This is a genomic window from Pseudomonas sp. 3JA (genome assembly GCF_036961705.1).
GTDB lineage: Bacteria > Pseudomonadota > Gammaproteobacteria > Pseudomonadales > Pseudomonadaceae > Aquipseudomonas > Aquipseudomonas fluorescens_Q.
Genome location: NZ_JBAMDJ010000001.1, coordinates 98,337 through 121,889, shown reverse-complemented (window position 1 = coordinate 121,889; position 23,553 = coordinate 98,337). Strand labels below are relative to the sequence as shown.

At 58.9% G+C, this 23,553-nt stretch carries 23 protein-coding genes; 13 read left to right on the top strand and 10 right to left on the bottom strand.

The window, feature by feature from the left end; genetic code table 11:
• The first annotated feature begins 72 nt into the window (after positions 1-72).
• A complete protein-coding gene (locus V7773_RS00530) occupies positions 73-876 on the top strand; it encodes a carbon-nitrogen hydrolase family protein (RefSeq protein WP_092143461.1) in 804 nt (267 codons plus the stop codon).
• 38 nt (positions 877-914) lie between these two features.
• On the top strand, positions 915-1,730 hold the full coding sequence (locus V7773_RS00525; RefSeq protein WP_092143464.1) for an HpcH/HpaI aldolase family protein: 816 nt from the start codon (positions 915-917) through the stop codon (positions 1,728-1,730).
• Between the two features lie 82 nt (positions 1,731-1,812).
• Here the strand turns inward: V7773_RS00525 and V7773_RS00520 are convergent, their stop codons facing one another.
• On the bottom strand, positions 1,813-2,712 hold the full coding sequence (locus V7773_RS00520) for a LysR family transcriptional regulator (RefSeq protein WP_336071630.1): 900 nt from the start codon (positions 2,710-2,712) through the stop codon (positions 1,813-1,815).
• A 112-nt stretch (positions 2,713-2,824) separates the two neighbouring features.
• Here V7773_RS00520 and V7773_RS00515 point away from each other — a divergent pair, with 112 nt between their 5' ends.
• The 5 genes from V7773_RS00515 to V7773_RS00495 all read left to right on the top strand — a co-directional run bounded on the left by V7773_RS00515 (position 2,825) and on the right by V7773_RS00495 (position 7,525).
• Positions 2,825-3,496, top strand: coding sequence for an RraA family protein (locus V7773_RS00515; protein ID WP_336071628.1), 672 nt, complete (start codon positions 2,825-2,827; stop codon positions 3,494-3,496).
• Between the two features lie 73 nt (positions 3,497-3,569).
• Positions 3,570-4,625, top strand: a complete 1,056-nt coding sequence (locus V7773_RS00510) for a TRAP transporter substrate-binding protein (RefSeq protein WP_336071626.1) — start codon at positions 3,570-3,572, stop codon at positions 4,623-4,625.
• A 91-nt stretch (positions 4,626-4,716) separates the two neighbouring features.
• Positions 4,717-5,334, top strand: a complete 618-nt coding sequence (locus V7773_RS00505) for a TRAP transporter small permease subunit (protein WP_336071624.1) — start codon at positions 4,717-4,719, stop codon at positions 5,332-5,334.
• On the top strand, positions 5,335-6,615 hold the full coding sequence (locus tag V7773_RS00500; RefSeq protein ID WP_092143479.1) for a TRAP transporter large permease: 1,281 nt from the start codon (positions 5,335-5,337) through the stop codon (positions 6,613-6,615).
• A gap of 130 nt (positions 6,616-6,745) precedes the next feature.
• Positions 6,746-7,525 (top strand): SDR family NAD(P)-dependent oxidoreductase, encoded by a 780-nt coding sequence (locus V7773_RS00495; protein WP_336071623.1) that lies wholly within the window; start codon positions 6,746-6,748, stop codon positions 7,523-7,525.
• A gap of 65 nt (positions 7,526-7,590) precedes the next feature.
• Here V7773_RS00495 and V7773_RS00490 read toward each other — a convergent pair whose 3' ends face one another.
• Positions 7,591-8,472 (bottom strand): LysR family transcriptional regulator, encoded by an 882-nt coding sequence (locus V7773_RS00490; RefSeq protein WP_336071621.1) that lies wholly within the window; start codon positions 8,470-8,472, stop codon positions 7,591-7,593.
• Between the two features lie 152 nt (positions 8,473-8,624).
• Between V7773_RS00490 and V7773_RS00485 the strand changes: the two genes are divergently transcribed.
• On the top strand, positions 8,625-9,833 hold the full coding sequence (locus V7773_RS00485; RefSeq protein ID WP_336071619.1) for an MFS transporter: 1,209 nt from the start codon (positions 8,625-8,627) through the stop codon (positions 9,831-9,833).
• Between the two features lie 20 nt (positions 9,834-9,853).
• Here V7773_RS00485 and V7773_RS00480 read toward each other — a convergent pair whose 3' ends face one another.
• From V7773_RS00480 to V7773_RS00445, 8 genes are read right to left on the bottom strand one after another with little or no spacing between them, the layout of a single operon-like run.
• A complete protein-coding gene (locus V7773_RS00480; protein WP_336071617.1) occupies positions 9,854-11,173 on the bottom strand; it encodes an MFS transporter in 1,320 nt (439 codons plus the stop codon).
• Positions 11,170-12,411 (bottom strand): acetylornithine deacetylase, encoded by a 1,242-nt coding sequence (gene argE / locus V7773_RS00475; protein ID WP_063321266.1) that lies wholly within the window; start codon positions 12,409-12,411, stop codon positions 11,170-11,172. The genes V7773_RS00480 and argE overlap by 4 nt, the downstream gene beginning before the upstream one ends.
• A 23-nt stretch (positions 12,412-12,434) precedes the next feature.
• Complete coding sequence (locus V7773_RS00470; RefSeq protein WP_092143497.1) at positions 12,435-13,382, bottom strand: EamA family transporter; 948 nt, start codon at positions 13,380-13,382, stop codon at positions 12,435-12,437.
• A 46-nt stretch (positions 13,383-13,428) separates the two neighbouring features.
• Positions 13,429-14,712: an ATP-grasp domain-containing protein gene (locus tag V7773_RS00465; protein ID WP_336071613.1), complete on the bottom strand. Its 1,284-nt coding sequence runs from the start codon at positions 14,710-14,712 to the stop codon at positions 13,429-13,431.
• Between the two features lie 9 nt (positions 14,713-14,721).
• On the bottom strand, positions 14,722-15,579 hold the full coding sequence (locus tag V7773_RS00460; RefSeq protein WP_092462764.1) for a TauD/TfdA dioxygenase family protein: 858 nt from the start codon (positions 15,577-15,579) through the stop codon (positions 14,722-14,724).
• Positions 15,570-16,727 carry an NAD(P)/FAD-dependent oxidoreductase gene (locus tag V7773_RS00455; protein ID WP_175456211.1) on the bottom strand — a complete coding sequence of 386 codons (1,158 nt, stop codon included), beginning with the start codon at positions 16,725-16,727 and terminating at the stop codon, positions 15,570-15,572. Before V7773_RS00455 ends, V7773_RS00460 begins: the two co-directional genes overlap by 10 nt.
• A 13-nt stretch (positions 16,728-16,740) precedes the next feature.
• Positions 16,741-17,862, bottom strand: a complete 1,122-nt coding sequence (locus V7773_RS00450; protein ID WP_336071609.1) for a pyridoxal phosphate-dependent aminotransferase — start codon at positions 17,860-17,862, stop codon at positions 16,741-16,743.
• Between the two features lie 28 nt (positions 17,863-17,890).
• Positions 17,891-18,535, bottom strand: coding sequence for an iron-containing redox enzyme family protein (locus V7773_RS00445; protein ID WP_238992595.1), 645 nt, complete (start codon positions 18,533-18,535; stop codon positions 17,891-17,893).
• 366 nt (positions 18,536-18,901) lie between these two features.
• Between V7773_RS00445 and V7773_RS00440 the strand changes: the two genes are divergently transcribed.
• The 5 genes from V7773_RS00440 to V7773_RS00420 all read left to right on the top strand — a co-directional run bounded on the left by V7773_RS00440 (position 18,902) and on the right by V7773_RS00420 (position 23,543).
• A complete protein-coding gene (locus V7773_RS00440) occupies positions 18,902-19,459 on the top strand; it encodes a helix-turn-helix domain-containing protein (RefSeq protein ID WP_336071606.1) in 558 nt (185 codons plus the stop codon).
• A gap of 314 nt (positions 19,460-19,773) precedes the next feature.
• Complete coding sequence (locus tag V7773_RS00435; RefSeq protein ID WP_336071604.1) at positions 19,774-20,715, top strand: hypothetical protein; 942 nt, start codon at positions 19,774-19,776, stop codon at positions 20,713-20,715.
• A 29-nt stretch (positions 20,716-20,744) separates the two neighbouring features.
• Complete coding sequence (locus V7773_RS00430) at positions 20,745-21,140, top strand: hypothetical protein (protein WP_336071603.1); 396 nt, start codon at positions 20,745-20,747, stop codon at positions 21,138-21,140.
• Positions 21,141-21,162: 22 nt separating this feature from the next.
• The gene (locus V7773_RS00425; protein ID WP_336071600.1) at positions 21,163-22,479 is read left to right on the top strand and encodes a hypothetical protein; all 1,317 of its coding nucleotides are present in this window, start codon (positions 21,163-21,165) and stop codon (positions 22,477-22,479) included.
• The gene (locus tag V7773_RS00420) at positions 22,479-23,543 is read left to right on the top strand and encodes a polyprenyl synthetase family protein (RefSeq protein ID WP_336071598.1); all 1,065 of its coding nucleotides are present in this window, start codon (positions 22,479-22,481) and stop codon (positions 23,541-23,543) included. The genes V7773_RS00425 and V7773_RS00420 overlap by 1 nt, the downstream gene beginning before the upstream one ends.
• The last annotated feature ends 10 nt before the right edge of the window (positions 23,544-23,553 follow it).

The following is a 23,553-nucleotide window of genomic DNA, read 5'->3' as shown; positions in this document are numbered from 1 at the left end:
CGGCGCCGCCCACAGTTGCGCTGAGCACCCCACTCAGCGCACGCCCAGCATCCATCACAAGGAAACCAAACCATGAAGATTTCGGTCGCACAGATCCACCCTGTTGTGGGCAATCCGGCTCAAACCATCGACAACGTCGCTGAGCTGTCACGGCAAGCCGCAAAAGAAGGCTCGCGCCTGATCGCCTTTGCCGAATGCCTGCTGACCGGAGGCTCGTTCGACAGCCGCGAAGACCTGGAAAAAGGCGCCATCAGCATCGATGCCCTTAAGCCTTTGCTGGCGGTTGCCGCTGAAACCGGCATCCACATTGTCGTCGGCTTCTATGAGCAATACGCCGAGTCGATCTTCAATACCGCCGCACTGGTGGGACCCAAAGGGATCATCGGCCTGCATCGCAAACGCCATCTGCCCTTCATGATTGGTGATCGCTTCACTGATCGCCCAGCCGAATGGACACCGCCGGTATTCGATACTGAAATCGGCCGTATCGGCCTGGCGATCTGCTACGAAATCCGCTTCCCGGAAGTCGTACGCACCCTGGCGTTGGAAGGGGCCGACATTGTTGTCCTGCCCGCGGCCTGGCCCGAGCAGGCGCGCTTGCTGCCGGACATTTTCAGCAACGTGCGCGCCGCCGAGAACATCGTCTATTTCGTCGCTTCGAACCGTAACGACATGGACGGCGGCATGCAGTTCATCGGCATGAGTCACATCATCGAACCGTCGGGGCAGACCTTGATCCGCGCCGGACAAGAGGACGGCATCTTCAGCGTCGACATCGACCTGGACAAAGCGCGCAACAAGTCATTGATCCGCGACCCTGGTGTGTTCGAGATACACCCCTTCCGCGACCGTCTGCCAGAAACCTATCGCCTCTGACACGACCGCCACAGAAAACGTATTCTCAGGTAATTGCAATGCACAAGAAGATCACCTCGCTGAAAGATCGAATGGCGGACGGCCCAACGTTCGGGATGAACATCTACAGTACGGCCTGCATGCCCATCGAAGTGGCTGGCAACTGGGGGCTGGACTTTGTCTTCATCGATGCCGAGCACACCGCTCTGGGCGTCGATAAAGACATGGAAAAACTGATTCTGGCGGCCAACCACGCTGCTATCCACAGCCTGGTTCGCGTTCGTGGCACCCTCGAATGGGACATCCGTAAAGCCCTGGAAATGGGCGCTGCTGGGGTCATCGTTCCCCAGGTCCACAATGCTGGGCAGATGCGGGAAATCATCCGCTGCAGCAAATTCCCACCGTTCGGCCGGCGCGGCGGTGACAGCTCGGTTCGCTCGGCGAATTACGCCGGCCCGGGATTTGACTGGGCCCGCTACACGCAAGAGGAAAACGCCCGTAGCGTGATCGTACCCATGGCCGAGAGCTACGAGTTCTTCGACAACATCGATGAAATCCTCGATGTCGAAGGCATCGATGCGGTGCATTTCGGCCCGGCGGATTACTCGTTGTCCCGTCAATTGTCGGTCGACTATCGCCTCGGCAACCCTGAAGTCCAGGCGCGCCTGGCGTTACTGATCGAGAAATGCCACAGGCGCTCGGTCCAAGTCATGGTGCCTTGCTTTCCAGCAGACACGGAAACAGCCAGGCGCCTGTTGGATATGGGCTGTGACATGTTACTGATGGGCAGTGATCTTTCATGGCTGAATCAGGCGGGACAACACATCGCCGCGATCCAAAAAACGCTCCAGGGGACCCAATACGCTGGCGCCTGAAACCACGCAACTTATAAGCCTCCCCATAGTTCAAGGCCGAATCAATAAACTTGCTTCGGCCTTGAACTACATGCGCAAACGACTAGTTGACCAGAAAGTTCTGACGCAACAGCGTCGCCCGCGTCAGCGCGACCAACTCATCGAGTTGAACATCGGGCCTTTCCGTTAAATAAGACAAGCAGAACCTGGCCGGCGCGATGGGCGGATGACAGGGCAATACTTTCAACATGTCCACTGCCAACATATCTCGAATTAACGGAACAGGAAGAATACCAATAGCATGTCCGGCAGAGATCATCTTCGCGATGAACGCCAGGGAATTACTGGAGTGAAAAGCCTCGGACACATTCCCCCCTTCTTTCAGCCAGCGCTCAACGACCGAGTACAAAGTCGAGGGCGCGGAATGCGTCACGATGGGATAGGCACCAGCATGTTCGGGTAGGAATGCCCCGCCTTCAATTTCCAACTGGGCGGCGGCGACCCACTGGAAGGTCATCCAGCCCAAAAAGATGTCAGTGACATCGTCTCGTGTCATCGGATTGGTCAGAAGCGCCAGGTCAAGCTCGTGATCGTTCAGCTTTCGGTTAAGCACCGCCCCCACATCAATAGTGATTTCAAGGGTGATTTCTGGAAAATGCGCCTTGATCTCGGCGATGACCGCGGTCAGCCCAACCATTGCCGAACACTCGTCAGCGCCGACGCGCAATCTGCGATTGTGCTTTTGCTTGGCCGCGAACTGCTCGAGCTTGACGCTGTTGTTAAGCACCATCTCGGCATGCTGCAGGGCGATCAGGCCATCGGGGGTGATGATCATGCGTTGCTTGCTGCGGTCAAAAAGTTTCACGCTCAGCAACGACTCCATCTCGCGAATTCGAGAGGAAATGGCCGGTTGTGTTAAATGAAGATGTCGCGAGGCAGCATGGACGCCGCCTAATCGAGCAGTCCAATAGAAGGCCTCGATCTGCATCAGGGTAATTCTCATGATAAAAATCGTCCTGGCGTTGACTCGTTGTTTTTTATTATCGCATTGGATTCATGCTTGTTAGGCTGCACTGACTGTATCAGACATTCATCAAAAACAAGTAAATACCAGCATGTATATTATTAAAGAACTACCGCAACAGATCGCCGCGGAAGAACTTTCGATTCTTCTCGCGGCCGAGCCGGCAACCATCGGCCACTTCGTCACTAAAGGTATTCTAAGTGCCCGTATAAAAGCCCATTTCCAAGACATTAGAGCGGTTGGAACCGCCGTCACAGTGAGAATGCCTGGAGCCGATGGGGGCATTTTGCATTACGCGATGGGTTGCGCCAGGCCAGGTGACTTCCTGATCGTGGATCGTTGCGGTGAGCGGGTCACGGCAGCCATGGGCGGCGCCATGGCGTATGCAGCCAAACAGGCCGGAATCGCCGGCATCGTCATTGACGGATTCGTCACCGACCTGAGCGAGTTACGCCAGCATGGGGTTCCCATATGGTCTTGGGGCGCCAGTGCCATTACCACTCGGATCAAGGGTGAAGAAGGTGAGTTTTGTACCCCGGTCCAATGTGGCGGTGTCGTGGTCCATCCCGGTGATGCGGTGGTAGCCGACGAGAACGGCATCGTCGTCATCACCCCCGGCCAGGTGTTCCCACTGGCCCGGCGCGCAATCGCGTTTCAGGAGAACGAAAAAATCACCTTGGCGAGACTGGCAAACGGCGAGAAATTCCCGGATGTCACCGGTTCCAGATCCATCATCGACGCCGCCACGCTGGGCCGATCCTGAACAAGAAAACACAGACGCACGTTGCCATTTCGTTTCTGCCATGTAGCTCCCTCAAAAAAACAACAGGACTACCATGAAAGCGTACCAGACTTCCCTTCTGATCTTCGCCATGCTCTACGGCCTGATCGGGCCAGCAGCCTTGGCGGACACCCAGGCGACCACCCACTTCAATGTGATTGGCGGTGGCAGCCACAATTACACCTTCCGTGCGGTGGAGAAGCCGTTCTGGAACAAAACGCTGCCCGACAGTTCCGGTGGCGCCGTCACGGCGCGCCTCAGAGGGTTATCGGAAAGTGGCCTCAAAGGCGCTGAGATGGTGCGTTTGATCCGCTCTGGCGCGGTTGAAATCGGCATGGGCGTCTTTGCTTTCGTGGCCGGCGACGACGCCTTTTTCGAAGGGATCGACCTGCCCGGCATGGCCGCTGATATTGAAACCTCTCATCGGGTTTCGACGGCGTTCAAACCAGTGTTGGCAGAACGCATGGCCGAACGACATGGGGTCAAGCTGTTGGCGACGGTGCCCTATACGGCGCAGGTGCTCTTCTGTCGCGACCCCGTCAATTCCATCGCAGACCTCAAGGGACGCAAGATTCGCGTACGCGGGCGCAATATGTCCGAGTTGATCAAAGCGCTCGGCGGATCGCCCATGACCTTGCCGTTCGCCGAGGTGGTGACGGCCATGCAGACCGGCGTCATTGACTGTGCGGTGACAGGCATCGGCTCAGGCAACGCGGCCAGGTGGTATGACGTGGCCAACCACCTCTACAACCTGCCAGTGGACTGGTCGGTTGGTTTCTATGCCATTGGCCTGAAACGCTGGCAGGCGTTGCCCGAGCCTGTACAACGCCTGCTCCAGGCACAATCCCAAGTCTTGGAAGACCGGTTGTGGGAAGAAACCGCCAAAGAAAATCACTCTGCATTGGCCTGCAACATCGGTGCACCTGATTGCCAGATTCACCACCCGGCTCATATGCAGGTCAGCACACCGACAAATGCCGAGAAGCAGGTTCTGCAGAGCGCCGTTCTCAAGATTGCCAACGACTGGGGCAAGCGTTGTGGTGCGCCGTGTGTCGAGCGTTGGAATGCCACGGCAGGCGCGTCCCTTGGCGTGAGCCTGCACAACCCCTGACCCGCGCCCATGCGTTGAACACCTGTGGAGCATGCGCGACAAAGCTTGTCGCGCGTTCTGAACGCCCCCACGTTTGCGGAGAACCCCATCCATGAAACGCACTGAATCTTCTGCTATCCGGCTCGTGAACAGCATTGCCAGGCTGAGCGCCTGGCTGGGCGGTATTGCCCTGATGGGCACCGCACTGATGATCGGCATTGACCTGATCCTGCGCAAGACCATCGGCCTGTCCATGGGCGGTGCCGATGAAATAGCCGGCTATGTCCTGGCCATTGTCAGCACCTGGGCCTTTTCCATCGCATTGTTAAAACGCTCCCATATCCGGGTGGACATTGTCTATTCGCGCCTGCCCCTCAAATTCAGGACCTCCCTGGATCTGCTGGCGTTGAGCTGTATGGCACTTTTCGTCGGCACCGTGCTGTTCCACGCGTGGGACGTGCTGTGGGATTCCATCCAGTACCGCTCGACTTCCACCACACCGCTGCAAATCCAGCAGTGGGTGCCTCAAGCTGCCTGGTTCGCCGGTTACCTGTTCTTTGCCCTGACCATCGTTGTGCTGGGCTGCGCCAGCGTTATCCAGCTGCGTCAGCAACGATGGGCCTCGATTACTGCGCTGATCGGCATCAATTCCGTCGAGGAGGACATTCAAGAAGAAACCCATCGTCCCGCGCCAGGGCACACAACGATTCCGTCGAATGGAGCGCACTAAATGCTCGCCTTTACCCTATTCACCCTACTGGCCCTACTTGGCTTGAGCGTGGCTGCGGCGGTCAGCGTCGGCCTGCTGGGCCTTTCGCTGTCAGAGTTGTTCTCGACACTGCCGCTCAGCAACGCCATAGGCGAAATTGCCTGGAGCACCAGCGCCGAATTCTTGCTGGTCGCTATTCCGCTCTACATACTCATGGGCGAGTTACTGGTGTGTTCAGGCGTCGCCGGGCGCATGTACGGTGCCGTTGCCAAGTGGCTTTCGTGGTTGCCCGGTGGCTTGATGAATTCGAACATAGGCGCCTCGGCGCTGTTCTCGGCAACCAGCGGCTCCAGCGTGGCGACCGCCGCCACCATCTCGACCCTAGCCCTGCCGGAGCAGGAACGAAAAGGCTACCCTGCCCCGCTGTTCCTTGGCTCGATCGCCGCCGGCGGTACACTCGGCATTTTGATTCCGCCCTCGATCAACATGATTCTCTTCGCGCTGATCGCCAATCTTTCGGTGCCCAAGCTGTACTTGGCGGCTACGATCCCGGGCATCCTGCTGAGCTTCATGTTCGTGGCGATCATCGTGTTCGCTTGCCTTATCCGTCCCGATTTGGGCGGCAAAAAGGAGCACTCGACCTGGGCCGAACGACTGGACAGCATCCCAGACCTGCTGCCGCCGCTGGCCATCTTCGCCCTGGTGGTCGGTGCCATCTACAGCGGTTTCGCGACCGCCAGTGAGTCGGCGGCCCTGGGGGTCATCGCCGCGTTCGCCCTGGGCCTGTGGCGGCGCGCCTTCACCTGGCAAAACCTGGGGCAGGCCTTCGAGTCCACCATGCGCACGACCGGGATGATCATTTTCATCACCCTGTCGGCGTTCTTCCTCAACTTCGTGCTGTCATCCATCGGGCTGACAGCAACCCTGGTCAGTTTCGTGACGGGTCTCGACATGTCGCCGATGGGTACGCTACTGGCCATCATCGTGTTCTATATCATCCTCGGCTGCTTCATGGACACGCTGGCCATGTTGATCACCACCGCACCGCTGGTGGTGCCGGTCATTGTCGCCTTGGGTTTCGATCCGCTGTGGTTCGGCGTGATACTCATCATCCTGTGCGAAATGGGACAAATTACCCCGCCATTCGGGATGAATCTGTTCGTGGTGCAAAGTATTCGCAACAAAGGCAAGTTCCTGGATGTGATCTACGGCGCCTTGCCCTTCTGTTTCGTATTACTTGTGTTGATCGCGCTGTTGATCCTGTTTCCGCAGATCGCGCTTTGGCTTCCGCAATTTGCGTGATTCGGGTAAGGCGCTATAAGGGGCGGAGGTAGGTGGCAAAGTTTGTTGGAGTGACGGCGGCATTCAAGGATTGATCAGGTTATATATAGGACTCGGACCACCAAGCAATCGCTAAACCTCTGGAGACGCCATGCCAAACGCAACTGGACAGAACCCTGTGGCACTCATCAGTGGGGTTGGAAGTGAGATCGGAATCGGCATGGCGATCGCGCGCAGACTGGGTACTGCAGGCGCCAGACTGATCGTCACCGCCAGCAGTGCACGCATCAACGATCGAGTCGCAGAACTGCGCGCCGAAGGGTTCGAAGTCGAAGGACGGGCCCTCGATCTTACCGATGAAAGCCAGGTACGTGAGTTTATGGCATGGGCGGAGTCCGTCTGGGGGCAGATCGATATCCTGGTCAACAACGCGGGCATGGTCATGCAAGGCAGCCCGGAGTTTTTTTCCGACGTGGCAAGCATGGATCTGCACACCTGGAACCTGACGCTGGCGCGAAACCTGACCACGGCCTTTCTTCTTACACGGGCAGTTCTGCCCGGCATGCGGGCGCGTCGTTACGGGCGCATCGTCAACATCAGTTCCACGACCGGCACTCGGTGCAGTAACCCCGGTGAAGCGGCCTACAGCGCCGCGAAGGCCGCGATGGTTGGAATGAGCATGAGCCTGGCGCTGGAAGTCGCCCAGCAAGGGATCACTGTAAACAGCGTCGCTCCCGGCTGGATCACCACAGGATCGACCACTCCAGAGGAAGCCAAAGCGGCCGAATACACGCCGATGGGCCGCGCCGGACGTCCCGAAGAGGTCGCTGCACTGGTGGCTTTCCTGGCGTCTTCAGAGGCGAGCTACCTCACGGGGGAAGTTATCGTGGTGGATGGCGGAAACTGCCTGGTGGAGAACAAGGCCCCTTGATCTGAATCCATGACCAGCACCTTTCCCCTGTGGAAGCGAGCTTACTCGCGATTGCGGTGGTCTGGTCACTTAAACAACTCACTGCTCATGAAATCAATGAACACCCGCAGTTTCGGGGCCAGGTGTTTGCTTGAGGGCCAGAGCATACGGAAGGTGCTTTGATGCCGATTGAAGTCGTCGAGGACGGTGACCAGTTCACCGCTGGCGATGGAGTCGCGCACGGTGAAGTCCGGCACGCAGGCAATCCCCAATGCATCGCGCACGACGTACAGCAACGCCTCGGTGGTGTTGCAGACCAGGGTGGCCGGCAGGTTGAGATCCGGCTGCCCCTCCCCGTTTATCGGCCAGACCTGCATCCTGCCAGTACTGGGAAACTTGTAGAGCAGGCAGGCATGGCGCAGCAGATCCGCCGGCACCTGCGGCGTGCCGTGTTCGGCGAGGTATCGGGGCGAACCGACCACAACGAGCTTGAACGGGCCCAACGGACGGGACATCAGCCGGGAATCGTTCGGTTCTCCAGTCCGAACGACGACATCGAAACCTTCCTCGATGATGTCCACCAGCCTGTCGGAGAAATCCAGGTCCAGTTCGATACTGGGGTAGCGGCGCATGAAGGCCATCAGCGTCGGCATGACCAAATCTGCAACCAGCGGCAAACTCACCCGCAGTTTGCCCCGTGGCGCTTGGCGGGTTTGCGACAGTTCCAGTTCGGCCGCTTCGACTTCGCAGAGAATACGCCGGCAACGCTCAAGGAAAAGCGTCCCTTCCGCCGTTAGCGTGATACTGCGCGTGCTGCGATGAAACAGCCGCACACCCAGGCGTTCCTCGAGCCGGGCGACGCTTTTGCCCACTGCCGAAGACGAAATGCCCAGCGCCCTGCCCGCCTCTGAAAAGCTGCGGGTTTCGGCCGCGCGAACAAAAAAATCAATCCCGCTCAGTGATTCCACGCCAGGCTCCAATTGCGGACATTTTTTCCGATGTGTTGCGCACTCTAGCATTCTTGTCTCGCCAAGGAGGGGCACTTACCGTAGTCGGCACTTATCAATCTGCGATTGACGCCGCTATCCGGCGGGTCAGAAGCGTTCCAGGCAGGTGACACATGACGATTGCCAATACCCATATCGACGCCGATGCCGAGGTTGTCCCGGACACCGCGCCGCTCCCCATCGGATCACTGTTTGCCCTCGCGCTGGCGGCATTCGTGACCATCCTCACCGAAGCCTTGCCCGCCGGTCTTCTTTCACAGATCAGCGAAGGGCTGGCGATCTCCGAAGCCCTCGCCGGCCAGTTGGTCACGGTCTACGCGATCGGTTCCTTGCTGGCGGCCATTCCATTGACCGCCGCGACCCAAGGCATGCGACGCAGATCGCTGTTGCTGATGGCCATCGCCGGTTTCGCCGTTGCCAATACCGTCACGACGTTTTCTACCCATTATGGTTTGACCATTGTCGCGCGCTTGCTGGGGGGCGTATCGGCCGGGCTGCTGTGGGCCTTGTTGGCCGGTTATGCCGCCCGCATGGTGCCCGAAAGCCAGAAAGGTCGAGCGATTGCAATCGCCATGGTGGGCGCGCCCTTGGCGTTATCCCTGGGCGTCCCGGCTGGCACGCTGCTCGGCAATCTGGTCGGCTGGCGAATGAGCTTCGCCCTCATGAGCCTGTTCGCCGTGGCCTTGATGGTCTGGGTACGACTCAAGGTGCCTGACTTTCCCGGCCAGGCCTCCAGCAAACGTCTTGCCCTGGGCCAGGTCTTCACCCTGCCGGGCGTTCGTTCGGTGTTGTTCGTGGTACTGGCTTTTGTCCTGGCGCACAACATTCTCTTTACCTATATCGCTCCGTTTTTGACGGCGGCGGGCCTGGGCGAGCGAACGGATCTGGTCCTGTTGGTCTTTGGCGTCGCATCGTTGCTGGGGATCTGGGTCGTCGGCGTGCTGATCGATCGCCATCTGCGGGCGTTGACGCTCGCAGGTACGGTGTTGTTCGCCCTTTCGGCCATGATGCTCGGGGCAATGAACGACAGGCCTGCGGCGGTGTATATCGCCGTGGCCGCCTGGGGAATCGCTTTCGGAGGGGCTGGGACGCTGTTCCAGACGGCCATCGCCAAGACTGCCGGAGACGCGGCGGATCTCGCCCAGTCAATGCTGGTCACGGCCTGGAACCTCGCCATTGCCGGCGGCGGGATCGTCGGAGGCATTCTGCTCGATCATCTGGGGGTGGTGGCGTTTGCGCCGGTCCTGGTCGTTCTCCTGCTGCTGACGTTGGCGGTGGTGGGGGCTGCCAGGCAGTACGGGTTTGCGAAGCGCGTTCAATGAACAGGGTGAATCAACGTCACTCAAGTCTCATGCTCTGCCGTCAGCGTCGGGGTGGCGCTTGCCCGGTATTTCGACAGGCTTACCCAGGCCAGCGGTATCGCACTCAGGCAGGCCGCCGCAAACAACCAGTGGGCCGCCGCCAGGGCATCTCCGCTCTGGCGGTAGATCAGGGTAATCAGCGCAGGCGTGGCACTGCCGAAGAGGGTCACCGATAAGGCGTAGGCCAGCGAGACACCCAAGGCCCTGACCTGCACCGGAAACAGCTCTGCCAAGGCCGCCGCAGCCGGCCCGGTGTAAAGCACCATCAACACGGCCAGCGCGCATTGGAAGATGATCAGCGTCTGGAGACTGGGACTGTTGTTCAGCCATACGAACCCTGGGTAGGCACAGAGCGCGACCCCCACGGCACCGATGAGCATCACGGTGTAGCGCCCGATACGGTCCGACAGCAGTGCCGTTAACGGACACAGCAGCGTGATGAGGCCGACCAGCACCAACCCCAGGTAGGCCTTGTTGCGCGGAAGCTCAAGCACCATCGATGCATAGGTGGGGATGAAGTTGATCAATTGTGTCGCGACCGTCCAGAGCACGACGATCAACACCCCCATCACGAGGTTGGGCAGATAGGGGCGAAGGCTAGGCCCCTTCCCGGCCATCGCGTGCTTATCTTGATTATCGAGAAAGCGGCGCAGCGGCTCGCTTTCCTCGAGACTGCGGCGAATTTTCAAGCCTGCGACCACGACCAGCAGTCCGAAGACATAGGGCACGCGCCAACCCCATTCATCCAACTGGGCGGGCGTCAGCGCGCTCGACAACAGACTCGCACTTAAACCGCATAGCAGGAATGATCCGGCTTGCGCCACTTGTTGGCTCGACGCAAATAGCGCGCGACGGTCCGCCGGCGCTGTCTCGACAAGATAGGCCAGCGCGCCACCGATCTCTCCTCCTGCTGCAACCCCCTGCAATATGCGCGCGACGACAACGCTCAGCGGTGCCCACCAACCGATGGTCTCGTAGGTCGGGCATACGGCAATGATCAGGGTCCCGGCGCCCATCAACATGATGGACAGCGTCAGCGCGGCCTTGCGCCCCTGGCGATCGGCATAGCGCCCCATCAGCAGCGCGCCCAACGGTCGGGCCACGAAGCCGACGGCGAGCGCCAGGTAGGACGCGAGCAACGACATCAATGGGTCGGAAGCCGGAAAGAACGCTGCGGCAATCTGCAAGGAGAAGATCGCAAACAGGGTGAAGTCGAACCATTCCAGTGCGGCGCCCACGCTCACCGCCAGCACCAGTTTCCTGCGTTCGCGCCCCTGGCTATCCAAGGCTGTGGCGCTCATTGCGCACCCCCTGCGGGAAATGGCGGCAATGGCTCACAACGTGCCAGGCGGCGCAGGAACTGCTCACAGGCCTTGAGCTGGGCCAAGTCCACATACTCGTTCACTTTGTGCGCTTGCTTGATGCTCCCTGGGCCGCAGACGATCGTGGGGATCCCTGCGGCCTGAAACAGTCCGGCCTCGGTGCTGTACGCCACTCGCTGTCGGCCATGGGCCATTGAGCTAGCCTCGCGGACCCACTGCGCGAATGCCTGGTTGCCCTTCTCATCCAACCCCGGGGTATGCAACGTGTGGGAAAACTCGATGGACGCCGCCCAAGCGCGATCATCCGTCTCGCTGTGCATGGCCTGCTTGGCGTCGTCCTTGATCTGTACCAGCAGTTGCTCGGCATCACATCCGGGCAGGTAGCGAATCTCGAAGTCAAAGCTGCATTGACCGGGAATGACATTGCCTGCGACACCGCCATTGACCCGGCAGACCTGGACAGTGGTGTACGGGACATCGAACCCGCTGTCCAACGGCCCCTGTGAAAGTCGCCTGGCCACGTGCTGAAGCTGCATTTGTACCCGTGCGGCATAGTCGATAGCGTTGACCCCCTCGTTCGGCAACGAGGAGTGCGCCACCTTGCCATGGACACAGCAATTGATTTCGTGACGCCCCTTGTGGCCGATCACCAACGCCATTGAAGTCGGCTCGCCGACAATGCAACCGGCGGGCTCCAACTGCGCCTGGGTGATGAACGGGGCCAGATGTTTCGCCCCCATCGCACCCACTTCTTCGTCATAGGACAAGGCCAGGTGAAAGCTTTGTCGTGCAGAGGCCATCAGCTCGGGAACCATCGCCAGCACCACGGCGATGAACCCCTTCATGTCCGAACTGCCACGACCGTAGAGCCGGTCCTGATCCAGATAAGCGCTGAACGGGTCCTGCGCCCAAGCCTGGCCCGCTACCGGCACCACGTCAGTATGTCCGGACAGGATGATGCCCCCGGGGCGTGGCGGTCCAAGGCTGGCAAACAGGTTCGCCTTGCGCCCGGAGGCGTCCGGTAGAATCTGGGCCTGTACCCCGAAACCGTGCAGGTACCCGCTCACCCATTCGATAAGGTCCAGATTGGAGCGGTCGCTGACAGAAGGGAAACCGATCAAGGTTCGTGCGATTTCCAATGTGCGTGCCAGTACGCTGCGGTCGTCATTCGAGCAAGCGTCTGCCGCCCCCTGCGCAAAGGCCAAGGAAAGAGTCATGGGATGCTCCAGCAAACAGAAGTCTATTTTTGAAGGGCAACAGGCATAGGCCCTGAATGAACAACGCGCCTGTCTCGCGAAAACCAGACGTTGGACAACAACACCGCCACGCACACCACCGTAACCAGGACGGGAACCCAAGGGCTATGCCAGGTGGAGAGCACGAACTCGGCGGCCAAGGCAATGACCGGCACGCAAGGTGTGAGAATGGACACCCGCCCACCTCCCAGGTGCTGAATGGCAAATTGCAGGGTAAACACCGGAATCAGCACGCTGACAAACGCCAGCTTGATCAACTGGCCGAGCATGGCGGTATCCAGCGTGAGCAGTTGGTGCAAGTTTTCCCGGCCGACCCACCCTGTGACGATCAATAGCAGGAAGAACCTGACGCACAGGATATCCATGGCGCTGTACTTGCTGTCGCGGTTCAGTCGAGCCGAGCAGAACACATAGATCCCGCCAGTGATCCCGGCAACACTCGCCAGGGCGATGCCCTCATGCAAGTTGACCAGGCTTACCTGGGCCGTGACCCCAAGCGCGAGACGCATAAGGACCAACGCCATCAGCGACAGCAGGATCAGCAGCGCGCCCAGCCAGCGGGAACGACTGACCGAGGAGCGCGCCACCAGCATTTCACAGACCACCACCACCAGCGGCATCCAGCCCTGATAGATGGCCGATTCCACCGACGCCTCGATGCGCTGCAATGCCATGAACATCAACCACCAACTGAACAACGTCAGCACATTGAGCAGCAGCACGCCTCGCCACTCCTCGCGCAGCAGGCGAAACGGGTCATGACCCCGCAAGGTATGCACCAGGAAAAATACCGCCCAGGCCATCAGGAAGGTAATGAATGTCAACGCCGCCCCACTGATACGGGTGAACGCCACCATGACCCAGACGGCCGAGAGCGCCGTCGAGATGCAGTAGACCGCCATGCTGACGGCACCGAGTATTCCTGTCTTCATGCCTGCTCCTTGAGAAAAACCTGTGCTTGGCGCCCTACCTGATCGATCAAGCGGTTCCCGGCTCCAGCACTTCCACCTGGGTCGGTACGTAGTGCTGCAAGGCTTCAAAGTCGGCGCGAAGTACCTTTGGGTCTGCGTTATACAAAGTCAGGATGCCCGCGGTATCGGCCAGGGACCGGGAGTCCACCACCATTCCGGGGGCGACCCGCCAGTCGATGTCGTAGATACTGGAAATGGGCGGCTCGTTGAGCTGGCTGATCCGGCCTTTGCGCAAGGGCAACAAGGCGGACACCACGTTGTTCTTCTCGTTGGGCTTGATGGCATCGAGAGCTGCGACGCCGGCTGTGAGGTAGAGATTGGCGTCGATCAGGTTGATGTCGCTGTTTTTCTCGTGGTACGGCACCCCGATGCCGCCAGGTACGCGTGCGGCAATTTCCAGGAACACCGGATAACCGCGCTTGCGGTCCACGAAGACCTCGTGGTGCGTCGAACCGTTGCGAAAGTTCAGGGCCGCAATCACGTCCCGATTGAATGCCTCCAGGGTCGCCTTGAGCGTGGGGTCGGCCACGGGAATCACGCTCAAGGGCTTGCCCTGGACAAAGTCAAAGTTGGTGCAACCCAGTTCCAGCACACCGCAGTAGCGGATTTGACCGTCGACCACAAACGAGTCGCATTGGAACATGTCGCCGTCAATGAACTCGTCCACCTCGTAATCAAAATGATACGGCGAGGCCAGCACTTGTTCGCGGGCCTTGATGAATTCGGCCTCGTTGCGAATGATCGACACCTCGAAACTGCCCGCCGCATTCACCGGCTTCAGCACCAGGGGCAAACCCAATCGCGCCGTCAGCTCGGCGTAGTAAGCCTGCGGCTCAGCCGATAGCCGTACGTGATCCAGTGGCACAAACTCGGGAATGCGTATCCCCTTCTGGCTGACGGCATGTTTCATCAGCACTTTGTCGCGAAAGTTCGCCACGATCGCCTGTGTATCACCCTCTAATCCGAACTCCTCGCGCAACTGAGCCGCCAGCTCAACGTGGCACTCTTCCTGGCAGAAAATACGCAATGACGAAGTATTGCCCTGCACGGCTCGCAGCTCATCGCTGATGATGCTGCGACATTGGTCATGGTCCAGCAGCGGCCGGATGTTGCGCTGCAGGTCGGCATCGACGCGCACAACCTGTGAGACATTACGCTCGAGCGCGGGCGGCAGGACGTCGGCATGATAGGCGATCAGCACTGTCCGGCAATCTCGACCCAGCGTCTGCAACGCCTTCTCGGAGGCAAAGTTAAGGTAATGGGGCGTCAGGAAAACGATGGTCTGGATCATAGTAGTGCCTCACTGGAAGTCGACGTTCATGCGATAGAGCAGGCGCGCATCGGCGCCCCCTTCACTTTTGGGTATTGGCGGACCTTTATGCAGCGTTGAGAGGTTGTCCCAGATGACGATGTCGCCTGGGCGGTAGGCATGCCGATAGCGCGGTGCGTGCTGGACAAGGAAGTCGACCAGACTGTCGAGAATGCGATGGGACAGTGCAGGCGTTACCCCTTCTATTTGCATGGCCGTTGCAGCCGGTGCATACAGTGACGCCGTGCAAGCGAGCGGGTGTTTGTACACCAGGGGGTGGACCACGGTGTTTTCCAGTGCGCCAGCCTCCTGGGAATTGAGCTGTTGCACCGCTGCATCGGCATTGCGCAGCGCGTCGCGATTGCCGAAACGGTGGTGAACCCGCAGGTTTTCCAGGTCGAGACCTTTCAGGTACGGCGGGCAACCTGGGCTTTCCAGCCACTGGCGAACCTGCTGCAGGCCTGCGACACAATCGATGAATTGGGTCTCGCCGTGTTGGTCGGGTACACGTACCGACAGCAGTGACGTGAACACCGTGTTCGCCGATTTGTACGACATGTCGGTGTGCCAATACCCTCCTCCTTCATGCACGCCCAAGGCCTGGCCGTCCCGATGCAGATTGGTCACAGTCAGCACTTCCCGATAATCCTCGAGGCAGTACTTGGCCAACACATGATGGACAGGCGAGCCCAGCCTGCGCATCAACTGCACATAAGGGGCGACGCTGACGTCCTGGTTGGCGATGACCAGTACCTTGGCCTGGGCGATGGCCTGCTTGAGCGCCGCTGCCGACTGCCCGAGCACGTCGCCAATGTCCAGGCGTAGCGGCTGGAACATCCTCACGCCCATGACCGCAGTCCTTCTCGCAGCGATATGGCGGCACTCATTTCTGCAGCTGCCGGCACCATCGTGTTGATCGACGCATAACCTGAGGCAGCACCCGCGAAATACAGGCCTGCGACAGGGCTTTTCCCATCCTGGTGACAGGTAAAGCCGGTTTGCTGGTTGAGCAGTTGCGGCCAGTCGGTGGCGGGCAGTTGTGCGGTGACGCCGATGGCCGAAACAAGGCATTGCTCCTTCGCCGACACATCCAAATGCAACTCATGCCCGTCGAATGCCTGGGCGACGACCAATCGGCCCGCCTCTTGAGCCTTGCGACAGGAAGCCTGGAGCAGCGGATGGCCGTTGAGTGACGCCGGAAGGTCCATGACGACCTTGTCGCCATCCTGGCGAATGCTGTTGTAGGCATGTAGCCAGATATTGGCCCGGCCCGTGCTGCTGGCGCTGTTGAGCGGCCCTTGAAAGGAACTGGACGAAGTCTTGGCAATCATTTCCAGCGTGCGCTGGCTCAGGGACCTGAGGGCAAAGCGATCATCGGTCTCTTGGGGATATAGCCCCAGATAGGATTTGATCAGGATCGACACATTGCGGGCGAACGGCGCCAGGAGCAGTGCGATCTGGAACGCACTGTTACCACTGCCGAAGATGACCACATCTTGCTGCAGGAAACGATGGGCCTGGCCCCGCGCAACCATTTGATAGACGTCAAAGCAATTGAACCAATGGGCACTGGGCATTTCGAAGGGCGGCGCCTTCGGGCGAATCCCGGTTGCCAGGATAATCTGCTGTGCACGCAAGGAACGATGCTGGGAACCCGGGGCCAGGCTCACCTCGAACAGCCCCTGGACCTTGCTGACGGTGACCACCCGTTGCTGGATCTTGGTCAATTGCAAGGCTTCGAAGTTACTACGGATGTAGGCTGCGTATTCCTCACCGGTGGGGCTGACGCACAACTTGCGCATGAACCTTTGCAAGGGATAGGGCGCGCCTTCGATCTCCAGTTCATTGCAGTAGGACTGCAATGGATGATCGCCCATCATGCCCATGCACCCCCCGAATACATCGCTGATGACAGCGACTTTCAGGCCCAGATCAATCAGCCGGATACACTCGCCAAGCCCTGCGGGACCACCGCCTACGACAATGACGTCGAACACATGCTGCTCCATTTCAAAAACCCTCCAGGCGGACACAGGCTTGATCAACAATGGGTTTGGCTACCGAGAAAGAAAACCGGACATAGGTGGGGCATGGCCCCTGGTAGAAGGGCGTCGCGGGCAATGGCATGACACCGCAACGAGCGGCCAGGTGTTGACTGAATTCAACGGGGGACAATAAAGGCGCCCGCCGTGAATAGTCAGCCATGATGTAATGGCCGCCCGCCGGTAACCGGACATCCAGCCCGGCAGCCATCAGCGCACCTGCCAGGCGATCACGTTTGTGCTTGTAGTGCTCACGCAAGCTATCCAGTCGCCCGACGGTCAACTCATCGAGCAAAACAGCAACGGCCGCCTGTATGGGGGTGGGTTGGCAATAGCTCAGGTAGAGGTGGTGGGCATAGGCTCGCTCCATGAAGGTTGCCTGCGCGCATAACCAGCCGATTCGCACGCCCGTCATGGACAACAACTTTGAAGCGCTGCCTGCCACCATCATGGGAATCTGCTGGCTGGGGTAGCGCGCCGGTGTGTCAGCGTCGTACTGATAGTGACGATAGGCTTCGTCGACAATCACCATGAAGTCATGGTTCTTTGCCAGCGCCACCAGGTGCTGCCAATCATCAGCGGACATGCACCACCCTGTCGGGTTATGGGGCGTATTGATCAGCAGTATGCGAACACCCGCGCGCAATTGCTGTTCGAGCAGTGCCCAATCGGGGCCGATCGACTCCCCTACCGACAACGGCACTGCAACAAACTCCAATCCCAGCAACGTGGCCATTCCTGGGTAATAGGGATAAAAAGGCTCAAAGAACGCAACCCGGCTGCCGTACTGCGTGGACGCTGCGTACAGGGCCAAGTACAAGGCCTCGGTACAGCCACTGGTCACCAGCACTTCGCTGTCGGGCGCATAGCCGGTACTGTGGGCCGCAATGCTTTCGCGCAAAATCATTTCGCCGCGTGGGTCGGCGTACTGCCAGCCCGCCCTGACCTGGCGGGCCAACGCCGCATTCATGGCATTGTCAAACAGGGGTTCAGGAAGCCCTTGCGAAAGGTTCAACGCTCCTGAGGATGCTGCATATGCACTGGCATCCCTGAAGGGCGCCACTCGACCAATCAATGTCAAATCATCCATGACTTCCCGCCCCCTTTGTATTGATTGGTCAGGCGTGAGTGGCTATTCGGTTGAGTCCTTGCCAGAAACGGGTCAACAAGTTCAGTACATCGGCAGCGCCCTCCAGAATATTGTTGCCGTTGTCAGTGTCCCGGGCCGCCTCCATGACCGCGTCACTGATCCATTGCACATGATCGGTTTCTACCAGCATGTGCAGATAGAAATAGGTGAAGTCTTCGTGTTTCCACCCGCTGTAGAGGCGGAAGCCTTCGTACAGGTTGGCGATCATCGGAAAGCCGAACTCTTCGATAACGTAATGAGCACCAATGGCATGCTCTGTCGAACCCTCGAGGAAAATTCGACGCAGGCCATCGACCAGCTCACTGGCTTCGGGAATATATTCAACCTTCTTCCAGTCATCCAACGTGATGCCAACGCCGGCAAGTACACGCTCGAACATGATGAAGTGTGCCTCGCCTACCCCATCGCCCAGCTCGGACACGACCGTGCGCGCCAGCTTCATCCGAATCACTTCGCTGTCGGTGCGGTGCGAGGTACCCGCCAGGATCTGGGGGAACGTACGAATGTAATAAAAGTACTGCTGGAACACTTTCTTCAGCGTTGCCTTGGGCAGCGGGGCCTGTCGAAAGGTTTTATAGAACGCATTGGTGTTGATCCCCGAAGCCGTGATCATTCCTTTAATCGAATGAATGATTTGCTCACCCGTGAGACAGCCTTGTTCCATTTGCTGAGCCGGCATAGATCCCCCCAAATACGATAAGGTAGCTTGGATGGCCGCGACGGAATGTCGCTGCGCGTTTCAGATAGTAAACAAGCAATTCACGCAAACAAATTGATACTTTTAATCGAAGGCGTTCCGAACAATAGATTTATTTTTAAACATGAAAATCGTGATATTAATTCCATTTAGAATCAATTGATTATGAGTTGGTAATATTTTATCGCACAAAAATAGAGCATTATCTTTTTTTTGCACCAGCAAGATGCATGTCGGGCGCTAAGCTCAAATTAAATCACCCCGATTTGGAAGTCTTCTATAGTGAACAATCAACCCATTGACATCGCACTCACCATCAAAGCCGAGCGAGCCGCGCGGGAATGGTCCATCGGCGAGCTCGCCCAGCTATCCGGCGTATCGAAGGCAATGATCAGCAAAATTGAAAACGCACAGGTCAGCCCGACGTCGACGATCCTGGGCCGGTTGTCGGGAGCTTTCGGCTTGCCCCTCTCCACCCTGTTGCATCGAGCCGAGGGACGCTCGGGACTTCTGTCAAGGGCGGCGGAGCAACCGCGTTGGGTAGACCCGGAAACTGGCTACGCGCGCCAGCAAGTCTCCCCACGGGAGGGCTGGCCACTGGAGCTCATCAGTGTGCAACTGCCTGCGGGCGTGCGTATCAGCTACCCGGCCACGGCCTATGCGTTCCTTCATCAGCAGGTGTGGGCCACGCAAGGCACGCTGACGTTTACCAAGGGCACCACCACCTACATCCTGGAGCAAGGCGACTGCTTGCAATTGGGGTTGCCTGAAGAAGCCTGCACGTTCGAAAACGCCACAGCGCAAGTGTGCGAATACGTCATAGCCCTGATTCGCAAGTAGCAACCACCCCATCGGTGCCCGCCTGCACACCGACCGCACCATCCAGACGTTCATCCAGGCCGGCGAGCGCACGGCATTCGCGCAATATGCCTATGTAGACCGGGAGGTGAATCGTCGCGCAAGAAGCCGGAGTGTCCCGCTACGGTTTCTTGCGAAATGGGCGGGTGCCAGAGGTATCGATAAGCGCTGGCATTTCTTATATCTCGCCGAACCGACGCCTCTTAAACAAATTTTTAAGAAAAAAGGTGGACTTTTAAAAACCTGCTACATTCGAGTGTGAGATGGATTCTCACAGACATCAGGAAGGTACAGGGATGACCAATTTCGACGCTGCCGCAGGCATCAGCGTGACGGAGCTCAACACCTTGTTGGGCGAGTATTACCAGAACGCCCCCAGCACTAATGACCCATTCAAGGGCAGCCTGCCCAAAACCCTGCCAGACCTCGGAGCAGTGACGCTGACTTGGGATGTCGGTGCTGCGCCTAGCCTTGCTTTCGGTCCTCCCTCCCCGGCTATCTGGAATGCCGCGCTTGCGCCGAACGGCGAAACCAATGGTTCCCAGAGCATCCCTTTGCCCAGTTTGCCAATGGTCCAACTCACCTTGCCGATGCTGACGGCCAGCTACACGCTGGGTAGTGCGCCCGCGGTAGGCGGTACCGCCCCGAGCGTAGTGGTCTACGCCACGCTCACCTTTACGCCGGGAACACTGGCACTCGACTTGGTGGCAGTGTCATTGGACGAGAGCAAATTCTCCGCGTGGGACATAGCCATATTCAATCTGATGCTGTTGCCGCAGATATTCGCCTCTGCTAATCAGATGCTGGCCCTCGTGCACCTGCCCAACCTCGATTGGAACGGGGTGACACTCAACCCTGTACAGCTGCAACTCACTGCAAGCTATTTGCTCGGTGCGACGACGCTGACCACCAACACCAATGCGCTGGATATCGACGGAGTAACCTGGCCCACCGATCCGGTATTCGTAATCGCCAGCAATACGCTGATCAACACGGCAATGGCTGTTTTCTTGAAGCCTTACCAGGGGTATCCGTTCTCCGACAGCGGCGACTTCAAGAAACTGGCCGATTGGAGCTACAACGGCTCGATCTCCTCGCTCTCGGCCACAGTCAAGCAGGTGGCCCCCTTGACCATCAATGCCCAGTTGAGCGCTTCGCTCAATGCGCAGGCCACCCTCACTGCGGCAGGCATGGCCCTGGCGGCGGCAGGTTGTGCCCTCGGTGCGGCCCTGCTGTAACCCTCAAATTCCTTGCCGGAGCAACGCCCATGTCGAGCATGTTTGATTACGATGTTTCCATCAGTCCTTCGCCCGCCGAAATCGATCTGACCGTGGCAGTCGATGGCGTCGCTATCAGCGCGACGATAACGTCGGTGCCTTCGCTGACGTTTAAATTGACGCCGACTGGAAACCTGGCCCAGAAGATTCTGTCCGCGGTTGCCTATCCCATTGCGACCCTCATCGCCGCAGAGGTCAAGGACAAACCCAAGGACGCGTTGCAAGGCAAAGTCGAGTCCATCGGCTCAGTGCCCAACTACGATACCAATGGTATCCGCATCGCCCCCAGCGCTCTGACCTTGGGTAGCGTCAACATCGGCGATAGCCCGATGCTGAAAATCGTCGCGACGCTGGCGATCACCAATCTCCCCTCTACCAGCGTCTGATCTGCCTACGAGAGCGCATCGCATGCCTACTATCGACGACTTCCTGCCGAAATTGACGGCTGCCTCCGGCACAGCCTCCTTGGCCGCTACCCTGCCCCAACAATTTTCGGTATCGGCTTGTGGCCCCTATCCGTTGGCCAGCCACGTGGACATTCCCAGCAATTCCAACGGTGGCGAATTACTGCTGGCATTGAACGATATCTCGGTGTCGCCAGTGACGTTGTTATCCATCGTTCCCGACCATGATCCCCGCCGTATCGTGGTGACCCTGGCGCCGATGCAACTGAACGGAACCTACGAACTGTTTGGCCTGGAAAGTGCGAAGGTGCAATTGGATACCGGTGGATTGATGGCGCCGCTGGCAAGTTTTGCCGTGGGTGCGAGTACTGTTGATGATGCCGATCCACCGACTATCACCGAGAAACAGTATGACCAGCTGCAGCAAGCCAACGATCAGCGTACCCAGTTGAATCAGACTGCAAACGGCCGCTCCCTGCTGGATACGTTCAACCAGCATAATGATGCCTATACCGATGTTTTCAATAACAATTCGCAGTTGCGTACGTCCTGGGCAAAGGGTGGTGCCATTGCAGAGATGTGCGATTACACGTCGCAAGCGCTGGCTACATCGGGTATGCCGGTCAATCCGCAGGACAAGCTATTTGGTACCCAGCAGTTGTCCTACAATATGCACGCGTTCTCGCAGAAGATTCATCTTTATTACGCCTGTCTAAAACCCTACCCCGATGCCGCGGTGGCCGCGTTGAGCTTTCAGGCACAAGTTGCGACCAACACCCAAAACACGCAGCAGACGGTGGTGCCAATGACTGCCGATTCTGTCTACAACACCGTCAACACAGCCCCCCCCGCGAATCAGGCGGCGCTCCAGCTGCAGATCCAAAGCCTGCAGGAGACGTTCGCGCGAATCGCCGACAATACCCATGACGACACGGATCTGGATCTATGCGTCCAGCACGGCTTCGTCATGGACCCCGACACCATAGTGCGTGTGCAAGCCATCTATGCCGAGTCATTGCGTTTGCACGATCCCAAGCGCCGCTTGCCTCTGCATAGTGGACCATTCTCCAGTTCTCTCGCCGAAAGCCACTTCGTCTTCGCCCTCAGCGAGCAGCCCGATGGCGCACTGACCCTCAAGTTGCAACGCAGCAGTTTGAGCGTGCCGGCACTGGACCTTGACAGCGCGCAATGGCAGGGCCAGGCCGGTGAAATTGGACGCTCGCGCCTGGGTAGCGCCAACTTCATCCGAGGCATCCTCGAAGACCGCATTGCCAGCCAACTGACTCGCGTACTGCGAACACTGGCCAGCCAGGAGGCATGATGTCGGCAAGCAATTCCATTGCCGCTGTCATCGCGCAGCAGCCGATCGCATCGTCGTCATCCGTGTACGCGCGCATCAGCGAAGAACTGCTCGCCGAAGACCTCGTGCGTTTCCGGCAGGAAGTGGAGCTGGCGTTGGAACCGCAGGCGCCCTACCTCACCGACGTGGAACGGCAGATGTTTGCCGGCGGTAAAAAGATACGGCCCTTGGTCATGCTCCTGTCGGCGCGGCTCATCGCGCAGGATGGGCCTCTGCCCGACAAGGTCTACAAAGGCGCGGCATCGCTGGAGATGCTGCATGTGGCCACCTTGATTCATGACGACATCGTCGATGAGGCTCAGTTGCGACGCGGACTGCCATCGGTGTCGGCCGCTCGCGGCAGCAAGACCGCGCTGCTGATCGGTGATCTGCAATTCGTACAGGCGCTTCGCGGGTTCGCCACCGCCGTGGATACCGAGCGCGACATGACCTTGGTGCGATTGGTGCTGGATACCGCGTTCGATATCTGCCGAGGGGAGTTGGACGAATTGGACCGGACCTTGCCCGAGGATCACGATGCACGCCTGGCACGCTACTACCAGACCATCGACCGCAAGACCGCGGTCTTGTTTCGCCTGGCTTGCCAGGGGGGCATCGATCTGGCCGGTGGGCGTAGCCGTGATGCCCGCCGCGGTGGCTTCTTCGGGCGCGCCTTGGGGCGTGCGTTTCAGATCATGGACGACGTGCTCGATGTGGTGGAGTACGAAAGTTCGGCGGGCAAGCAGTCAGGTATCGACCTGTTACTGGGTCGACTGTCGCTGCCACTGATCTATGCGATGGAGACGCTCGGCCCGACACATGCAATCAGCCAATCGCTGCGCGAAGGCACGCCATTGACGGGGCATCGTTTGGGCGATGCATTGGACGACTTGCGTGATTGTGGCTGTATCGACAAGGCCTACGCGGCTGCCCGGCGCGAAGCCTTGCAGGCGCTGTTCTATCTTGAGCCATTTCCTCCAGGCCGCTATCGCGATGCCCTGGAGGAGCTGACCCTGCACGTCATTGACCGCCCCCTGAACGGCTGACCTCGCACCT

Bases quoted from the DNA above. Each gene is read 5' to 3' on its own strand.
- V7773_RS00530 (WP_092143461.1), top strand. From the start codon at position 73: ATGAAGATTTCGGTCGCACAGATCCACCCTGTTGTGGGCAATCCGGCT.
- V7773_RS00525 (WP_092143464.1), top strand. From the start codon at position 915: ATGCACAAGAAGATCACCTCGCTGAAAGATCGAATGGCGGACGGCCCA.
- V7773_RS00520 (WP_336071630.1), bottom strand. From the start codon at position 2,712: ATGAGAATTACCCTGATGCAGATCGAGGCCTTCTATTGGACTGCTCGA.
- V7773_RS00515 (WP_336071628.1), top strand. From the start codon at position 2,825: ATGTATATTATTAAAGAACTACCGCAACAGATCGCCGCGGAAGAACTT.
- V7773_RS00510 (WP_336071626.1), top strand. From the start codon at position 3,570: ATGAAAGCGTACCAGACTTCCCTTCTGATCTTCGCCATGCTCTACGGC.
- V7773_RS00505 (WP_336071624.1), top strand. From the start codon at position 4,717: ATGAAACGCACTGAATCTTCTGCTATCCGGCTCGTGAACAGCATTGCC.
- V7773_RS00500 (WP_092143479.1), top strand. From the start codon at position 5,335: ATGCTCGCCTTTACCCTATTCACCCTACTGGCCCTACTTGGCTTGAGC.
- V7773_RS00495 (WP_336071623.1), top strand. From the start codon at position 6,746: ATGCCAAACGCAACTGGACAGAACCCTGTGGCACTCATCAGTGGGGTT.
- V7773_RS00485 (WP_336071619.1), top strand. From the start codon at position 8,625: ATGACGATTGCCAATACCCATATCGACGCCGATGCCGAGGTTGTCCCG.
- V7773_RS00480 (WP_336071617.1), bottom strand. From the start codon at position 11,173: ATGAGCGCCACAGCCTTGGATAGCCAGGGGCGCGAACGCAGGAAACTG.
- argE (WP_063321266.1), bottom strand. From the start codon at position 12,411: ATGACTCTTTCCTTGGCCTTTGCGCAGGGGGCGGCAGACGCTTGCTCG.
- V7773_RS00470 (WP_092143497.1), bottom strand. From the start codon at position 13,382: ATGAAGACAGGAATACTCGGTGCCGTCAGCATGGCGGTCTACTGCATC.
- V7773_RS00465 (WP_336071613.1), bottom strand. From the start codon at position 14,712: ATGATCCAGACCATCGTTTTCCTGACGCCCCATTACCTTAACTTTGCC.
- V7773_RS00460 (WP_092462764.1), bottom strand. From the start codon at position 15,579: ATGGGCGTGAGGATGTTCCAGCCGCTACGCCTGGACATTGGCGACGTG.
- V7773_RS00450 (WP_336071609.1), bottom strand. From the start codon at position 17,862: ATGGATGATTTGACATTGATTGGTCGAGTGGCGCCCTTCAGGGATGCC.
- V7773_RS00445 (WP_238992595.1), bottom strand. From the start codon at position 18,535: ATGATCACGGCTTCGGGGATCAACACCAATGCGTTCTATAAAACCTTT.
- V7773_RS00435 (WP_336071604.1), top strand. From the start codon at position 19,774: ATGACCAATTTCGACGCTGCCGCAGGCATCAGCGTGACGGAGCTCAAC.
- V7773_RS00430 (WP_336071603.1), top strand. From the start codon at position 20,745: ATGTCGAGCATGTTTGATTACGATGTTTCCATCAGTCCTTCGCCCGCC.
- V7773_RS00425 (WP_336071600.1), top strand. From the start codon at position 21,163: ATGCCTACTATCGACGACTTCCTGCCGAAATTGACGGCTGCCTCCGGC.
- V7773_RS00420 (WP_336071598.1), top strand. From the start codon at position 22,479: ATGTCGGCAAGCAATTCCATTGCCGCTGTCATCGCGCAGCAGCCGATC.